This is a genomic window from Bacillus sp. FSL W8-0848 (assembly GCF_038007805.1).
GTDB lineage: Bacteria > Bacillota > Bacilli > Bacillales > Bacillaceae > Bacillus > Bacillus glycinifermentans.
The window spans coordinates 318,879-335,691 of record NZ_JBBOYB010000001.1; the positions used below are offsets into that span (position 1 = coordinate 318,879).

Annotated in this window: 15 protein-coding genes; 8 read left to right on the forward strand and 7 right to left on the reverse strand. The window is 48.5% G+C overall.

Annotated elements, in window-relative coordinates; all coding sequences use genetic code 11:
* Nucleotides 1-31: 31 nt before the first annotated feature.
* Nucleotides 32-1,105, reverse strand: a complete 1,074-nt coding sequence (locus tag NSQ39_RS01825; protein WP_046129020.1) for a DUF5105 domain-containing protein — start codon at nucleotides 1,103-1,105, stop codon at nucleotides 32-34.
* A gap of 500 nt (nucleotides 1,106-1,605) precedes the next feature.
* On the opposite strand from NSQ39_RS01825, the gene NSQ39_RS01830 reads away from it, so the two are divergent.
* The 3 genes from NSQ39_RS01830 (at nucleotide 1,606) to NSQ39_RS01840 (ending at nucleotide 4,618) form a co-directional block, all read left to right on the forward strand.
* Nucleotides 1,606-1,773 carry a hypothetical protein gene (locus tag NSQ39_RS01830; RefSeq protein WP_175075264.1) on the forward strand — a complete coding sequence of 56 codons (168 nt, stop codon included), beginning with the start codon at nucleotides 1,606-1,608 and terminating at the stop codon, nucleotides 1,771-1,773.
* A gap of 383 nt (nucleotides 1,774-2,156) precedes the next feature.
* Entirely contained in the window at nucleotides 2,157-3,326 is a 1,170-nt protein-coding gene (locus tag NSQ39_RS01835; protein WP_175075263.1) for a M20 family metallopeptidase, read from the forward strand.
* Nucleotides 3,327-3,493: 167 nt separating this feature from the next.
* Nucleotides 3,494-4,618 (forward strand): type II asparaginase, encoded by a 1,125-nt coding sequence (locus tag NSQ39_RS01840; RefSeq protein ID WP_175075262.1) that lies wholly within the window; start codon nucleotides 3,494-3,496, stop codon nucleotides 4,616-4,618.
* A gap of 31 nt (nucleotides 4,619-4,649) precedes the next feature.
* Here the strand turns inward: NSQ39_RS01840 and NSQ39_RS01845 are convergent, their stop codons facing one another.
* Complete coding sequence (locus tag NSQ39_RS01845; RefSeq protein ID WP_046130855.1) at nucleotides 4,650-5,102, reverse strand: GNAT family N-acetyltransferase; 453 nt, start codon at nucleotides 5,100-5,102, stop codon at nucleotides 4,650-4,652.
* Nucleotides 5,103-5,204: 102 nt separating this feature from the next.
* Here NSQ39_RS01845 and NSQ39_RS01850 point away from each other — a divergent pair, with 102 nt between their 5' ends.
* Nucleotides 5,205-6,698: an amidase gene (locus NSQ39_RS01850; protein WP_046130856.1), complete on the forward strand. Its 1,494-nt coding sequence runs from the start codon at nucleotides 5,205-5,207 to the stop codon at nucleotides 6,696-6,698.
* Nucleotides 6,699-6,734: 36 nt separating this feature from the next.
* Here the strand turns inward: NSQ39_RS01850 and pepF are convergent, their stop codons facing one another.
* Together pepF and NSQ39_RS01860 are read right to left on the reverse strand one after the other, a co-directional pair.
* Nucleotides 6,735-8,555: an oligoendopeptidase F gene (gene pepF, locus NSQ39_RS01855; protein ID WP_175075261.1), complete on the reverse strand. Its 1,821-nt coding sequence runs from the start codon at nucleotides 8,553-8,555 to the stop codon at nucleotides 6,735-6,737.
* Between the two features lie 114 nt (nucleotides 8,556-8,669).
* A complete protein-coding gene (locus NSQ39_RS01860; protein ID WP_046130858.1) occupies nucleotides 8,670-8,939 on the reverse strand; it encodes a GlsB/YeaQ/YmgE family stress response membrane protein in 270 nt (89 codons plus the stop codon).
* Nucleotides 8,940-9,136: 197 nt separating this feature from the next.
* On the opposite strand from NSQ39_RS01860, the gene NSQ39_RS01865 reads away from it, so the two are divergent.
* Both NSQ39_RS01865 and NSQ39_RS01870 read left to right on the forward strand, forming a co-directional pair.
* Nucleotides 9,137-10,567 carry a serine hydrolase gene (locus NSQ39_RS01865; protein ID WP_236809516.1) on the forward strand — a complete coding sequence of 477 codons (1,431 nt, stop codon included), beginning with the start codon at nucleotides 9,137-9,139 and terminating at the stop codon, nucleotides 10,565-10,567.
* A 15-nt stretch (nucleotides 10,568-10,582) separates the two neighbouring features.
* Complete coding sequence (locus NSQ39_RS01870; RefSeq protein ID WP_236809513.1) at nucleotides 10,583-10,852, forward strand: hypothetical protein; 270 nt, start codon at nucleotides 10,583-10,585, stop codon at nucleotides 10,850-10,852.
* A 46-nt stretch (nucleotides 10,853-10,898) separates the two neighbouring features.
* Here NSQ39_RS01870 and NSQ39_RS01875 read toward each other — a convergent pair whose 3' ends face one another.
* From NSQ39_RS01875 to NSQ39_RS01885, 3 genes are all read right to left on the reverse strand, one after another.
* Nucleotides 10,899-12,227: a (Fe-S)-binding protein gene (locus tag NSQ39_RS01875; RefSeq protein ID WP_216898844.1), complete on the reverse strand. Its 1,329-nt coding sequence runs from the start codon at nucleotides 12,225-12,227 to the stop codon at nucleotides 10,899-10,901.
* Nucleotides 12,224-13,636: a glycolate oxidase subunit GlcD gene (glcD, locus tag NSQ39_RS01880; RefSeq protein WP_046130861.1), complete on the reverse strand. Its 1,413-nt coding sequence runs from the start codon at nucleotides 13,634-13,636 to the stop codon at nucleotides 12,224-12,226. Before glcD ends, NSQ39_RS01875 begins: the two co-directional genes overlap by 4 nt.
* 117 nt (nucleotides 13,637-13,753) lie before the next feature.
* Entirely contained in the window at nucleotides 13,754-14,698 is a 945-nt protein-coding gene (locus NSQ39_RS01885; protein ID WP_373687997.1) for a trypsin-like serine peptidase, read from the reverse strand.
* A 169-nt stretch (nucleotides 14,699-14,867) separates the two neighbouring features.
* On the opposite strand from NSQ39_RS01885, the gene NSQ39_RS01890 reads away from it, so the two are divergent.
* Both NSQ39_RS01890 and NSQ39_RS01895 read left to right on the forward strand, forming a co-directional pair.
* Nucleotides 14,868-15,641 carry a glucose 1-dehydrogenase gene (locus NSQ39_RS01890; protein ID WP_175075258.1) on the forward strand — a complete coding sequence of 258 codons (774 nt, stop codon included), beginning with the start codon at nucleotides 14,868-14,870 and terminating at the stop codon, nucleotides 15,639-15,641.
* A 93-nt stretch (nucleotides 15,642-15,734) separates the two neighbouring features.
* On the forward strand, nucleotides 15,735-16,745 hold the full coding sequence (locus tag NSQ39_RS01895) for a DUF1835 domain-containing protein (RefSeq protein WP_175075257.1): 1,011 nt from the start codon (nucleotides 15,735-15,737) through the stop codon (nucleotides 16,743-16,745).
* Nucleotides 16,746-16,813 lie beyond the last annotated feature (68 nt).

The following is a 16,813-nucleotide window of genomic DNA, read 5'->3' on the forward strand; positions in this document are numbered from 1 at the left end:
AAAAGCACCGAAAAAAGGTGCTTTTTTGCTGTTAGTTTTTAAAGAAGCTTGAGAAATAATCCTCGGTATCATAATCAGTAAGATCAAGCTGCCATTTGCCGTCTTTCGTCTTCTTCATCGTGATTTCAACGGTTTTATCGTTTGAGGCGGTTTCCACTTTTTTGAGCTCTTCCGCCATGGCATCGATGGTAGGGTTGATCAGTTCTTCCCGGGACATATAATTTTTCCCGCTGTCTTTCACGTATTCTTCCATTCTCTTTTGGACTCTTTTTTGCGTATCTGAGCTGTCGATTGGTGTAATGGTTGCTTCGACTTTTGCTTCTTCGCTGGTCATCGTTTTTGTAACCGCTTTGACTTTCGCTTTATCTTTGTAGGCGTTTTGGATGGCGCTGATCAGTTTGTTCAGTTTCTTTTTATCGACATCTTCTTCATTATAGATGCCCATGGACTTGATAAGGGATTTTTGGCCGCCCTCAATATAATCGGTGACGATTTCCCGTTTGTTTTCGCCGGTCAATTTTTCGAAATCTTCATTATCCTTGCCGAAGAGCGTGATGTCTGTATAAGCAAGCAAAGCTTTTGCCGGGTCGTCAAGCTTTTTAGCAGACTCCAGCATGGCGCTGCTGCCGCCGTCTATTTCAAATTCAATCGGTTCGATTTTTTCGTCGCCATACGTTTCAGGCGCATATTCGAGCTGATACTTTTCCCCTTTTTCAACTTGGTAATACAGATATCCGTCGACTGATTTATCGGAGTTTAGCGTTGCAGTCGTTAATCTTTCATTCTGAGCATCATAAATGTTTACATCAGTCACTTTAGAATCGCCATGATAAAGGTTGAACGATCTGCGGGTGACGGATAATGGCTCTTTTCCCGTGTTTTTTACGGACACTTTCACTTTTAAAATCAGTTCACCATCGGCTAATTTTGTTGTTGAATCATCAGGGAGCGTATATTCTGTGCTGAGTATTTTGATCTCTGCGTTATCCGCTTTTTTTGCTTCGTCTTTGTCAGCGCTTGCACTTTTGTTCCCCCCGCTGCATGCGGCAGAAAATACGGCTACGATCATCAAGAGCAACATTAAATAAAACTTTTTATTACGCATGTCTATCTCCTTTTTCTATTTTTTTTCATTGTCATGCAACAAAAGGCCGACGTCGTTATGATGTATAACTTACTCAAGTCCCGGTCTTTTTGTTTGTCAAACAGTGAAATTATGATTATATAATTTCCTTTTTTCTGAGTTTCTTCTGCAAAATAGAAACAACAGTACTCATTTTAAGGTTTGGAGAATCATTGTGAAATAGGTTATAAATCCTAATTTTAGACGCTTTGTTTCACGTTTAGGCATTCCTGAAAAGTTTGACTGGGTGAAAAAGACTATAACAAAAGGATTACCTTTAGATGAAATAAATGGAATCCGAAAAGTAGTTCTGATACGCGAAAATTGTCTGAAAATCTTGAGAAATCAGAGGAAACATTGAAAAAAAGGCAATGTTATGTCGAAAAGACAGTTGGTGATTCAATAGTCCTGAGTTCAGACGGAAGGCCGTTTTGGGTGAAAAGGACGGCTTGGGGAAAATTTAAGGTTACGTTAAGGTACGAGTGAAAAGCCGGAGGGGCTTTCACTTCATCCCGGTCATCAACGCGATGGCTCGTCGCGAGCAACCAGCCGGCGGTCAGCTTCCAGACGAACTTGATCCAGCGGTCGTACGGAATGCTGCAATCGCGAGCATCGCCATCAGTACGCCTGAAATCGGGATGATCATATAGAAAATGATGTCGGCCGATTGCATGGATTCCTTCCGATACGGCTTTGAATACGCGAAAATACCCCGGCGGGTGCGGCGTCAGTACGGGCTGTAAATTCCCTGGGCGATCACGGTGCGGCCGTCTTGTTCCGTCCGTTCAAACTTGCCTGAAGGGATCAAGAAAGACGCAAAAGCGGCAAGGATGATGAAAGAAAAAATCCAATACATACGAGTGCGGAAATTGGAAACCCGTTTTTTCGGAAGGATTATTGCCCACGTGGCTGCTCTCCTTTATAATGTATTATTATTCATTTAAATATATATTTAATCATTTTCGAATAGATCACAGTCGCTTGTCAATTCCTTCGTAAGATTAGGAATCAAAAACAAGAAGGGGGCACCGCCATGAAAAGCCAAATTGAAAAAGAAATTGAAAACATCCGGCAAGATTTATTTCACATCAGCCAATACATCGGCAACCATCCTGAGCTGGGGCATGAAGAATTCAAAGCGTCAAAGATCCTGTCAGAAGAATTAAAAAAACACGGGTTTGAAGTAGAGCTTGGCACATGCGGCCTTGCGACGGCATTTACAGCCGTATATGACAGCGGCCGCCCCGGACCGGCGATCGGGTTGATGGCGGAATATGATGCGCTTCCCGACATCGGCCATGCCTGCGGCCACAACCTGATCGGGACGATGGCCGTCGGGGCTGCCATCGGCATCAGCAAAGTGATGGCGTCATGCAGCGGCAAAGTGTACGTATACGGAACGCCCGCAGAGGAAACAAAAGGCGGCAAAGTGACCATGGCCGAACAGGGGGTCTTTGACCATCTCGATGCGGCCATGATGGTTCATCCATATTACAGACACGAAAAAAGCGGAACATCGCTGGCGATGGATGCAATTCAATTTGAATTTTTCGGGAAAGCCTCACACGCAGCGGGAGCGCCGCATGAAGGAATCAATGCGCTTGATGCGGTGATTCAGACGTTCAACGGAATTAATGCGCTCAGACAGCATATTCTTCCTGATGCAAGGATTCACGGCATCATTCCCGAAGGCGGGAAAGCGGCCAATGTCGTTCCCGACTATGCGGTGGCCCAGTTCTATGTCAGGGGGGCGGAACGCAGCTATGTCAACGAACTGCTCGAAAAAGTGAAAAACTGCGCCAAGGCGGCTGCTCTGGCAACGGGCGCCCGTCTTCAAACATCTTTTTACGAGCTTTCCTATGACGATTTGAAAACGAATCAAGCCCTATCCGACATCTTTACAAAAAACATGATCGAATTAGGCGTCGAACCGGATTCGATCCACGAAAAAGCGGATGGAGGAGGCTCGGTTGACATGGGAAACGTCAGTCAGATCGCCCCGTCGATCCATCCGTATGTGCAAATCTGTGATGAACCGTATGCATGCCACACGCCGGAGTTTCGGGAAGCGGCCATGAGCAGCAAAGGGTTTGAAGGCTTGATGCTCGGTGCGAAATCGATGGCGTTTACCGCTTATGATTTGATGACGAATGAGGAGTTTTTGAAAAAAGTAAAAGAAGAATTTAGGCTTTTAAAGCAATAGCAAAAGGGGAAAACAAGGGGAGTTTTCTCCTTTTTTTTCGAAAGGATAGAAGAAAATCTGCCATAAGATTAGACGGAAAATTTATAAAATTTACACTGGTATTAAAGGGGGGCAGAAGGAGAAAATACAAAAAATACGCTTACATACAGCAAGGGGAGATCAAAACCATGATAAAAAAACGAATGCTGATGATTGTATTAGGGCTGTTGTTGATCACCGGGTGTTCGAGTTCGAATGAGCCTGCAAATGAATCAAAGGCTGAAGCGAAGACGGAAACTGCAGCAACCAAAACGGAACAAAAACAGAAAGGTCTTCCCAATATAAAAATTTTGGCAACCGGCGGAACGATTGCGGGAGCAGACAAGTCGAAAACGTCAACAACCAATTACAGAGCAGGTGCAGTAGGCGTTGATGCGCTGATTGAAGCTGTGCCTGAAATGCAGGATATCGCCAATATCAGCGGTGAACAGATCGCAAATATAGGCAGCCAAAATATGACGAATGAAACATTGCTGAAGCTGAGCAAACGCGCCAATGAGCTGCTCGCTTCAGATGATGTCGACGGAATCGTGGTCACCCACGGCACCGATACACTGGAAGAAACGGCTTACTTTTTGAATCTCGTCATAAAAAGCGATAAACCGATCGTCGTCGTCGGATCGATGAGGCCTTCGACCGCAATCGGAGCGGATGGTCCGTCCAATTTGTACAATGCCGTCAAAGTGGCCGCAAGCAAGGAAGCGAAAGGGAAAGGAACTTTAGTCGTCTTGAACGACCGCATCGCTTCGGCTAGATATGTGACGAAAACGAACACGACGACGCCTGATACATTTAAGTCGGAGGAAATGGGCAATATCGGCGTTATCGCAGGCGACATTTATATCTTCAATGACATCACGAAAAAACACACAAGGGAAACCGATTTTGACATTTCGAAAATCGATAAGCTGCCGCAGGTCGATATTATTTACGGGTATCAAAGCGATGGACGATATTTGTTTGATGCGGCGCAAAAAGCTGGCGCAAAAGGAATCATCTTCGCGGGCAGCGGAAACGGTTCAATCTCGGATGCGGCGAAAAACGGCGCAGTTGCCGCCGCAAAAAAAGGAGTGGCCGTCGTTCGGTCGAGCCGGACGAAAAACGGCGTTGTCACACCAAGCCCGGAGCTTGAAAAGAAAAAGCTTCTCGCCTCAAATTCGCTCAATCCCGAAAAGTCGCGAATATTGCTGATGCTTGCGCTGACGAAAACGAATGATCCTGCAAAAATCCAGACATACTTTAACGAATATTGATCAGCAAAAAGCTGCCGGAGCCGGCAGCTTTTTATATGTCCATCGATAAACGGATCATATCGATGCAGGCGATGCCGTTTTCGTAAATGGGCTCTTGATAATGCCTGATAAAGAAATCGCGGTCAACGCCTGTAATTCTAAATCCGCATTTTTGATAGAGCGCCAGCTGTGAAATGCTTGAATTGCCTGTGCCGATTTCGATCGTTTTAAAGCCCTGGGATTTTGCGGTTTGCAGGGCATGCTTAATTAACGCTTTTCCGATGCCCCTGCCTTGCCATTCTTCGGTCACGGCAATGTTGACCAGTTCAGCCGTTTCCGGCCTTGTCGGAATCAAAACGTAGACGCCGATGATCTGCCGGCCGGCTTCGGCTATATAGCACTGTCCTCTTTTGGCGTAGTCTTTCACCAATTTCTCCGAAGGGTCCGCAGACAGCAGCAAATCCAGCGGCAGCGGGCTTTCTGAAGGAAGTTTTCTGATTTTCATACAGCATTCTCCTTTTCCTTAATCATAGTCAAACCATTGAATTCCCGGGACGGCTCGGGCAAAATAGTAAACACAAGCGAACCGAGAAGAGAGGGAACTGGCATGAACGTATCTGAATATATGGCGCATGACGCCGTTCGTTTATCTAAGCTTATCAAAAAAAAGGAAGTATCGGCGAAAGAATTGGTTGAGGCTGCTTTTGCGCGTTTGGAAGAAGTAAATCCGCACCTCCATGCGGTGATTCGGACGAGAAAAGAAAAAGCAGTCAATGACATCAGCCGGATTGATATTTCCCGGCAGCCGTTTGCCGGCGTACCCATCCTTTTAAAGGATATTTCGCAGGCGGTGAAGGACGAGCCTTTGACGGCCGGTGCAAAGCTGCTGAAAGACTATATTCCGAAGCGGGATTCAAATTGGGTCGCCAGGCTGAGGGAAGCCGGCTTCTTGTTTATCGGGCATACGAATACGCCCGAATATGGACTGAAAAACATTTCTGAGCCTGAATTGTACGGGCCGTCAAGAAACCCTTGGAACGTTGCGCATTCGCCGGGAGGCTCAAGCGGGGGATCGGCAGCTGCGGTCGCATCGGGAATCGTGCCTGTGGCGGGTGCGAGCGACGGCGGAGGGTCCATCAGGATTCCGGCTTCTTTTACCGGGCTTTTCGGATTGAAGCCGACCCGGGGCAGGACGCCTGTAGGGCCCGGAGCAGGAAGGCAGTGGCAAGGTGCGTCCATCGATTTCGCCCTTTCGCGGACCGTCAGAGACAGTGCCGCTTTGCTCGACATTCTCCAGGTTATCCAGCCTGAAGCTGCTTTTCAAGCTCCGTTATTTCCCGGAAGCTATTTGGAAGATATGAAAAAAGGGGCTGAGAGCCCTTTGAAAATCGCGTTTTCTACAGAGTCTCCCGTGGGGACGCCTGTTAGCGAGGAGGCAAAACGCGCTGTCCGCAAAACCGTCGCATGGCTGGAAGCCCAGGGGCATCATGTTGAGGAACAGGCGCATGACGTCGATGGCCTCCGCTTGATGGAAAACTATTATTTGATGAACTGCGGAGAAATTTCAGCGATGATTGCAGGGATGGAAAAAACGCTCGGAAGGCCGATTACCGCGGAGGATGTTGAAATCGTCACATGGGTGCTGAATGAAGCCGGCAAAAAAGTGACGGCAGCGGAATTTACGGCAAGCCTCGCTTCATGGGACAAAGCGGCCGCACAAATGGCGGCATTTCATCAGAAATTTGACCTGTACGTTACACCGGCAACGGCTTACCAGGCTCCGAAGGTCGGCGAGCTGACCCATACGCAAAAGGAAGCCGAAGCGCTGATGAAGGTAAGCGGCATGGAAAAAAGCGACCAGCAGGCGCTGGTGTATGAGATGTTTTTGAAGAGCCTCACATACACACCGTTCACACAGCTTGCAAACCTGACCGGGCAGCCGGCGATGAGCGTTCCGGTGCATCTTACAAAAGACGGGCTTCCGCTCGGTGTTCAGTTTATGGCGCCAAAGGGAAAAGAACATTGGCTGCTTCGGATGGCCCATGCATTGGAGCAGACGGATTTATGGATCGGCATGAAAGGAAATCCGATGTTTGCTTAAAGGAGACTAAAAAGAACGGCCGGAAATCGGCCGTTCTTAGTTTTTCTCATAAAGCGCTTCAAGCTCATCGACCAGGGAGCCGACATATGCGACAGCCCGGCGGATCGGCTCGTCCGTCGACATATCGATGCCTGCCTCCTTTAAGAGGTCGAGCGGTTTCATCGTTCCGCCGGCTTTCAGGACGTTCAGCCATCTGTCCACCGCAGGCTGGCCTTCTTTTCTGATCATTTGCGAGACGAGCGTTGAGGCTGTCAGCCCTGCCGAATATGTGTAAGGGTAAAGTCCCATATAGTAGTGAGGCTGGCGCATCCATGTCAAGCTTGCTCCTTCGTCAAGCTCTGCGTCGTCGCCCCAGAATTCGGAAAGCACTTCCATTGTTTGTCCGGATAAAACGGACGCGGTAAGAGCGGCTCCCTGCTCAGCCATTTGATAGACTCTGCGCTGGTATTCCCCTTCAAGCAGATGGGTGACGAAATTATGATAATAGGTTCCCATCAGCTGATTGATCACCCAGCGCTTCATTTTCAGATCGTTTGTTTTCGAGAGAAGGTGCTGGGCGAGAAGCATTTCGTTCATGGTCGAAGGCGCTTCAATGAAATAGCGAGACGGGCGGACGTTCATGATTCTCTGGTGTTTGTTTGCGAAATAAAAATGGCCGGCATGGCCGAGTTCATGCGCAAGGGTAAAGACATCCCGCATCGTATCCGTCCAGGTCATCAGGATGTAAGGGTGAACGCCGTACGGACTTGAACAAAACGCTCCAGTTGATTTGCCGATATTGTCGGCCAGGTCGACCCATCTTCCGGTCAAGGCCGTTTCCATGACTTGTACATATTCAGGCCCCATCACGCGCAATGCCTCAATGATCATGCTGCGCGCTTCCGCAAAGGAGGTTTTCGGTTGAAATTCATGATCCAGCGGGGCCTGCAAATCGCAAAAACGCATTTGATCAAGGCCCAGCACCCGTTTTTTCAGGCGGACATACCGGCGCATATGCGGCCGAAGCTCATTTTTAATGACATCAAGCTGATTATGATACATATCGAGTGTCACGTTTTGCGGTTTCAGAAGCATATGGGTAACCGATTCATAGCCGCGAAGCCGCGACAGGTTGACCTGTTTTTTGACTTCTGTTTCATAGACTGCGGCAATCGTGTTTTGATACAGTTTCAATGTATCGGCAAAGGAGTCGAAGGCTTTTCTGCGAATGTCCGTGTCGGGAGAAAACATATATTTTCCCTCGTATAAAGCAAAGGAGTTGGCCAGCTCATGTCCGTTTTGATCTTCAATCGGAGCGAAGCGCATGTCGGCGAGCTTCGCCATTCCAAAAATTTTATAGGGCGCCTCATGTACTTCGCCCAATGCGGCCAGTGCTTCTTCCGTTTCCGGCGAGAGCTTGTAGGTTTTTCGTTCAAGCATCTCTGTCAGCATTTTCCGGAAAGGCCCGAGTCCTTTTTCGCTCTTTATGTAAGCTTCAATTGCATGCTCGGGAAGGCTGAGGATTTCTGACTCGATAAATGACAAGGCTGCATTGATTCGCGCCTGCAGCGCGGCTGTTCTTGAGGCGTTTGCTTGGTTGACTGGATTCGTGAGATCTTCGGATTTTTTGAGGTGGGTATAGGTCATGGCCCGGGTCATGCGCTCCATGAGCTTTTCCTGCAATGTTAAACATTCTAAAAGGGTTCCTGCTCCTTCGTGAAGCCTGCCTTTATAAGCGGCAATTGCCGGAAGGCCGCGTTCAATCTGAAGCAGTTCCGCTTCCCAGGCTTCATCTGAGGGGAATAAATCCGTCAGCTTCCATGTCAGCTCTTTCGGCACTTCTGAACGTTTCCATCTTGTTTCCGCCGTTTTTTCCAATATACGTCCTCCATTTCAAATCATTTCGTATTCCTAATTAATTATATAAGAGATGGAGGGTGAATGAAATCAATAAAAAACGACGGCTTTTGACCAAGCCGCCTTAATATTGGTTTATTGGGCGCCGCTTTTTCTGCCGCCGGTGCTTCTCATAATCAGGCTGACGATAAAGATCAGGATGATCGCGCCAATCAGGGCAGGGATGATATGAAAGCCTCCGACTGTCGGGCCCCACCGCCCCAAAATCGCGGATCCAAGCCATGAACCGATAAACCCGGCGATAATATTGCCGATGATTCCTCCCGGCACATCCCTTCTGATGATCAGGCCCGCAAGCCAGCCTAAAATACCTCCGATAATTAAAGACCATATAAAACTAAACACGTTTATAAATACCTCCTTAGGTTTCAGCGCGTTTTTTGCTTTCAACGTTAGCTTCTGAAATCTTTTAAAAAATATACAAAATTTTTCCGAATGACCGGGTATTGAAACCATTCAGGAAATCAAACGTATGACCTACAGGACGGATTTTTACACATCAGGAAAAGACACGGGATCCAGGCAAAGAGAGGAGCTGTCATATGAAACATTCACGAACAGAATGGAAGGGCTTTCGCAGTTTTGTTTTGCAAAAAATGAAGGAATGGAACGTGCCCGGAGCGGCGATCGCGGTGGTAAAGGACGATGAGGTCATCATGGCGGAAGGCTTCGGTTTTAAGGACAAGGAACAGAAATTAAAAGTGAACCCCGAGACGGTGTTTGCGATCGGATCGGCGACGAAAGGTTTCACAACCGCCGGTATGGCGATTCTGGCCGATGAGGGAAAAATGGATTGGGATCTGCCGGTCAGGGAATACCTTCACGAATTCAAGATGCATGACCCGGTTGCGACTGAACGGCTGACTCCGCGGGATTTGGCATGCCACCGTTCAGGCCTGCCGAGGCATGATATGATGTGGTACAATTCCCCCTTTTCCAGGGAAGAGATATTTCAGCGGCTTCGTTATTTGGAGCCGAATCGCGATTTCCGGGCGAAATGGCAATACCAGAATCTGATGTTCATGACGGCGGGCTATTTGACAGGGAGAATCGCCGGAACGACGTGGGAGGATTTTATTCACGAGCGTCTGTTCAAGCCGTTGAATATGAAGTCAAGCAATTTTTCGGTGGAAGACATGCAGAAGCTTCAAGACTATGCGCTTCCGCATCAGGAAAAAAACGGGGAAATTGAAAAAATGCCTTTTCGCAATATTAATGCCATCGGCCCCGCCGGTTCGATCAATTCGAATGTACTGGATATGGCCAATTGGGTGCGGCTCCATCTCGGCAACAGCAGATTCAGCGGGATTATATCGGAGGGAAGCCTCAATGAGCTGCATACACCGTGTATATCATGCGACCAATCGTTCAAAGGGAAAGAGTTTCCGATGGCGGGCTATAGCCTCGGCTGGTTTGTCGAGCCTTACCGGGGACATCATATGATTCACCACGGAGGAAATATCGATGGCTTTTCATCGCTTGTATGCTTCATGCCTTACGAAAACATCGGCGCCGTCATCCTGACGAATTTAAACGGCAGCGTGCTTCCGAATTTGCTTGCCTACAATATCTTTGACCGATTGCTCGGCCTTGATGAAATCGACTGGAGCGGCAGACTGAAAGGCGAGACGGAAAAGATCAAGAAAGCGGCCTTGGGAGTGGACCGGTCCGCCGATATCAGCAGAATCGAAGGAACGGAGCCTTCGCATGCTCTTGAGGACTATCCCGGAATTTATGAGCATCCGGGCTACGGAGAATTGAAAATAGAGCTTAAGGACGGAGCATTGCAGGCACTGTACAATTCGTTTGTCATGCCTTTGCAGCATTACCATTACGATACATTCGAAATGAAACTGGAACTTACCGGGGCAACGATGCTGTCTTCGTTTGACGCTGATTTGCACGGATATATCAGCAGTTTTTCTGTACCGTTTGAAATGGCGGAAGGTGCGAAGGAAATTGAATTTATCTGAAAGCCTGATCAGCAATTGTACGATCCCGAATTTCTCGAATCGCTCACCGGGAAATATACGCTGGAAGACGGGACAGAACTGGCCGTTTCCCTTAGAGGCGCGAAGACGCTCTGGGTTTCGCTGCCCGGACAGCCTGATTACGAGCTTGTTCCATACCGCGAGATGACATTTCAAATCAAAAATCTCCAGGGATTCAGCGTGCGCTTTGAAGCCGACGATTCCGGACAGGTGAAGGGCCTTCGGTTTATACAGCCGAACGGCGAGTTCCCTGCTGTCCGGAAATAGCGGCAGACACGTTTCGATTTATTTCCCGAGAAATATACACGAGACGCTAACTTGGCTCTCCTGCGGCTTCTAATAATAAGTCTGCGAGATGGACGGCTCTCACCTCGTTTCCAAGGCCTTCCCGTTCAATGCCTAGCTTCATTTGCAGCAGGCAGCCGGGATTTGCGGTGACGATCGTTGCCGCTTTGGTCGCTTTTGCCGCCTCCATTTTGGCGTCAAGAATTTTCATCGACATAACTGATTCGACAATATTGTAAATTCCGGCTGAGCCGCAGCAGCTTTCCGCATGTTTCATTTCCCTATATTCAGCGCCTTTGATGCCGCGGAGAAGCTTTCTTGGTTCAGCGGAAGTTTTCATCACATTCCGCAAATGGCATGAGTCTTGATATGTCACGATTTGGCTCGGAAGCTCGAGGGGGTTTTGCCCGAAATCCAGTTCCAGAAGGACGGAGGAAAAATCCCTCAGCTTTTGTGAAAAAGCCTTTGCCCGTTCCCGCCACTCCGGCTCATCCCTTAGGAGATGCTCATACTCTTTTAAAAACGCCCCGCAGCCTCCCGCATTTGTTACGATATAATCTGCGTTTATATTCTCGAACGCCCGGATGTTCCGTTTGGACAACCCGACGGCCTGCTCCCTCTCACCGCTGTGCCCGTGAAGGGCGCCGCAGCATGCCTGCTGCTCGGGAATGACGATCTCGCATCCCGACAGCCGGAGGAGCTTAATGGTCGCCATATTTGTATCTAAAAACAACGTATCCATCAGACAGCCTGAGAAAAAAGCGGCCCGTTTCCTGCGCTTGCCGATCGGCGGAAGGAGGTTCGGGCGGCTCTTCAGCCGCTTCAGATCCGGCACTTTAGGCAGAACGCTTTCCATTTTTGCGAGGTGATCGGGCAGCATCCGCAGCATGCCTGATTTCCGAACCGCACTCTGCAGCCCTGAACGCTGATAGATGCCGAGCATCCCGGTCAGCGCCCGAACGCGGTTTTGGTGCGGGAAAAGCCCTTTAAAAACTGCATTGCGAAGCATCCTTGCCGGAAGACGGTGTTTTTTATTTTGCTGAATGATGTCCCTCGCCTCTTCTAATAGGCGGCCGTAGTTGACGCCTGAGGGACATACGGGTTCACATGCCCGGCAGCCGAGGCAAAGCTCAAGGGAACGTTCGACATCTTCGTCAGGTTCAATGACTCCATCTGCGACGGCTTTCATTAAGGCGATGCGCCCGCGGGGAGAATGGCTTTCCTGAAAGCCTGATTCTATGTAGGTCGGGCAGGAAGGCAGACAAAATCCGCAGCGCATGCAGTTCAGCAGCTCTTCTTCATCCATCCGCTCGTGAAACTGCTGCTGAATGGCCTTTTTTTCTTTTGCTGTCGTCATTTTGACACCACCACCCGTTTGCGGGAATCTTTTGCGAAAACCTTGCCCGGATTCATAATGTTGTTCGGATCAAAAGCTTGCTTCACTGCTCTCATTGCATTCACTCCCGCTTCGCCGAGTTTAAGTTCGAGATAAGGGGCTTTCATTTCGCCGACGCCGTGCTCGCCGGTAATCGTGCCGCCAAGCTCAACGGCTTTTTTGAAAATGTCGGCAAAGGCCCGTTCGACCCGTTCCATTTCCTCTGTGTTCCGCACATCTGTCGTGCATGTCGGATGAAGGTTTCCGTCTCCCGCATGGCCGAACGTGCAAATGGTAAGATCATATTGTTCGGCAATGCGGTTGATCGCTTTCACCATGGCGGCAATGGCTGACCGGGGAACCGTGGCATCTTCCAGGATGGTGGTCGGCTTTAAGCGGGCCAAGGCGGAAAGCGCAGCGCGCCGGGCGTTGCGGAGGTCTTCAGCTTCCGCTTCTGTTTTCGCCGTTTGCACGGATACGGCGTTCCCCTTTTTGCAAATTTCTTCAATAATGCTGATGTCACGGCTGACGGTTTCTTCTGCGCCGTCCTGTTCGATCAGAAGGACGGCTTTGGCGTGAACCGGAAGGCCGATTTTGGCGAAGTCTTCGATGACCTGAAGAGTAGGCTGATCAAGAAATTCTAGTGTTGTCGGAATGATTTTGCAGGCGACGATGTTGGATACGGTCTTGGCTGCGGAATCGATATCTTCATAGAGGGCGAGGACGGTTTTCTTTGTTTCAGGAGCCGGGATTAATTTCAGTGTCGCTTCGGTGATGATGCCCAATGTCCCTTCAGAGCCGACAAACAGGCGCGTCAGGTCATAGCCGGCAACGTCTTTTGCGAGCTTTCCGCCGGTGCGGATGATATCGCCGTTTGCCAGCACTATTTCTAAAGCCATGACATAATCGCGGGTCACTCCATATTTCAGGCCGCGCAGCCCCCCTGAGTTTTCGTTGATATTTCCGCCGATCGTCGAAATCTTCATCGAGCTCGGGTCAGGCGGATAAAACAAGCCTTTTTCTTCTGCTGCTTGTATCAAGTCAAGAGTAATCACACCGGGCTGGACGGTCATGGTCAGATTTTCTTCATCGATTTCCAGGATCTGATTCATATGCTTGAACAAGAGGACAATCCCGCCTTCGGTCGGGCATGTGCCTGCGCAGAGATTGGTACCGGAGCCGCGCGGCACAACCGGAATGCGGTGGGTGTTGCAAAGCTTCAAAATGCGCGACACTTCATCGGTGCAGCGCGGTGCGACGACGGCATCAGGCATTGATTGGTATTGCGGCGTCGCATCATAGGAATAGACAAGGCGTCCTGCATTCGAATCATCATAGTTTTCCGGGCCGACGATGTTCATCAATTGCGATTTGATTTGTGCAGATATCATCAGTCATCACATCCTTTACCAACCATTATACAAAATGAAACGCTTTCAAAACATCGCTCTTTTATACTTCCAAACTGAAAAAACCCGTTCCATGAGGAAACGGGTTGTGTAATGGTGTTACTGTGCGCTGTTTTTCCAGCTTGTGAAATTATCAAATACTTCTTTCGTAATGCGGGTGCCTCTGTTGTAAGAGGACCCTCCGTATACGCCGTTCGTATGAACCGCCAGCGAGCATGGGCCGCTGCAGTTTGTCCTTGAACTGCTTTTCTCATATACCGGGGAACCGCTTTGACCTCCGTATGTGTCGATCGCATATTGCAGTTTATACGTTTCTGAAAGAGCGATCGTTCCGGACATTTGCCATTGGGTGCCTGTTGTTTTGTCTCCAGGATATCCGCTTATGGTCACGTTTGCCCCTGCAAGCGATGAAGCGGTGTATGAATATCCGAAATAGCCGACGGTATTGCCGATCGGCTGGCTGAGCTCGATCGCTGCGTAGTCATAATTGGAATTTCCGCTCTGCCAACCCGACGGGATGAAATAGCGGGTCGATGTAACAGATCCGTAAGGGTAAGCTGAACCGTTGCGTCCCGGAGAAACGGTGGCGGTTCCCGCGAATGATCGGCTTGCCGTGTCATAGACGCAGTGCCCGGCCGTTGCTACCGTTTTCGGTCCGATCAGCCAGCCTGTGCATGAGCCGATGCTGCTTGAAATATGGACGATTGCTCTGTATGGGAAGGCCGTTGTATCAGTCACGCTTGTCCGTTCATCTGAGCCGATTACCGATTTAGGGCTGTAAGGCGGGCCGGCGGGCGATTCTTTTATCGGTTTGGCCTGGACGGAGCCGCCTGGTGTTCCGGTTCCTTTGAAGGCTTTCGAATAGGCGCCGTTATTGTCAATTTTTATGTTGGGATCATAGGTGGAGCCGGGCTTGTACGAAGGGTCGCTGGAGACTGGGCTATGCGGCGATGATGCAGCTTGTGCAGAGTAAATGCCCGAAGAAAAAATAGAAATTCCGATGAGTCCGGCAATGAAAACGCGTGAAACACCATTTTTTGCCATCAAAACATCACTTCCTTATTTTATTTTCAAGTAAGATATTAGCAAAATAATTCTGAATCTTCCATATTTTAAAGAAAGATCATGCTAAAGATCCATTTTCGTTTTTATAACGGTCATGCAGGGTAATAGAATGGTAGAAAACGAGAAGACATGCAAGGAGGGCTTTAGCGTGTACAATGATTTGAAAGGGAAAACGGCAATCGTCACAGGCTCCTCAAAAGGAATCGGAAAAGCGATTGCAGAACGGTTTGGGAAAGAAAAGATGAATGTGATTATTAATTATCACAGCGATCCCGCCGGCGCTATGGAAACCGTTGATCATATTAAACAAAGCGGTGGAAACGCTCATGCGGTTGGCGCTGATGTCTCAAAGGAGGAGGGCGTGAAGGCGCTTCTTGAAGCTGCCGTTCAACATTTCGGCACGATTGATGTCATGGTGAATAATTCGGGATTCAACGGCAAAAGCGCACTCCCGCACGAACTAAGTCTTGACGATTGGAAAAAGGTGATCGACGTCAATTTAACAGGTGCATTTCTCGGCGCTAAAGAAGCGATTCGATACATGCTGGAGCACGGCAAAAAGGGAAGCATACTCAATATATCCAGCGTTCATCAGCAAATTCCGAGACCGACAAACGTTCAATATTCGGCTTCCAAAGGCGGAATGAAGCTGCTGACTGAAACGCTGGCCATCAACTATGCCGAAAAGGGCATCCGCATCAACGCCATCGCTCCGGGAACAATCGCAACCGAAAGCAATGACGATCTGGAGGGAAGCCATAAAGCGGCACAGTTAAGGAAGATTCCGATGAATGCATTTGGAACACCTGAACAAGTCGCCCAAGCGGCGGCATGGATCGTTTCGGATGAGGCGTCTTACGTCACCGGCGCGACATTGTTTGTTGACGGCGGCATGACGCTGTATCCTTCGCAATTGGAGTAGGACTTTTTTCGAAAACCGGAAACCGGGTTTTGATATTCTATTGGAACATGAGAGAATAAACCCGGTACAGCGTTTTCGAAGGGAGAGATTTTCATGGTGGAGGAACTGAAGAAAAACATTAGCAGACTAACCGAACAGGAAGCGAAAAGCATTTTGCTGAACATGCTGATAACGATTGAAATGCAGCAGGATGGGGGCGTTCCAAAAGACGAGTTTTGTGAACGGATGATCGATTTTTTTGATGAATTCAAGAAAAGAGGGGATCAGCCGCCAAGAAAGCATGACGTTCAAGCCATTCACATCGTGTTTGGCCTTTCTGTTGCCGGCAGCTTAAAAATGGCGCTCAAACAAGCCGGGAAAGCCGATCAAGAAGACATCATCGCCTTCCACGGCATATTGTCAATCGGTCCGCTTTCCCGGCTTGAAACAAAAGAAGGCCGAATGAAGCGCTATGAATGGATGAAAGAGCACTTCAACGATTATGATGATGAATTGAAAGAACAATATAACCGCTTTGAAGAGGAAATATATCGACTGGACGGCATTCAGGAGCATGTTCCCGTCATTATCTGGGCGGGAGATAATGCCCATGAGCAAACCGGGCTCAGGTTTGCGCTCAAATTATTGCATCACAAAACAAACGATATATTTCACCTCAATACATCTTCAAAGGGTGCTATCGTTTATAGGCATTCAGGCGAAATCCTCCCTGACAAACTCGGAGTTTTGTATGAAAAAAGAGCCTTCAAATCCCGGATGTCTCAAGGCGGGAAGCTTCGTTATCTTATGGAATGGGAAGAACTTTCAAGAAGTAAAAACGTATTAAGAACGTGGAAAAATAAAAAAATCAAAAGTGAAGAAGAGAACTTTTTTGATGCGTTGATTATTGATAGAGCAACAAAGTTCCAGAATCGCCATTCAAAAAAGGATTTTATCGTTTGTACGAGGGTCGTTGGGGAGGTTCTCGGCCATCTGGATGAATACATCGGCGATGAATTTATCGAATATCGAATCCGGGAGCTGATTTATAAAGGGGTATTTGAGATAAAAGGGGTACCTAAAGCGATGAGATATTACAGTGTCAGACTGGCATCATTCATCTGAATATCAATCAAATCCAATTTTTTGAAACTATTAAAAGACCCTTTCGTATAAATAATTGCGACTAATAA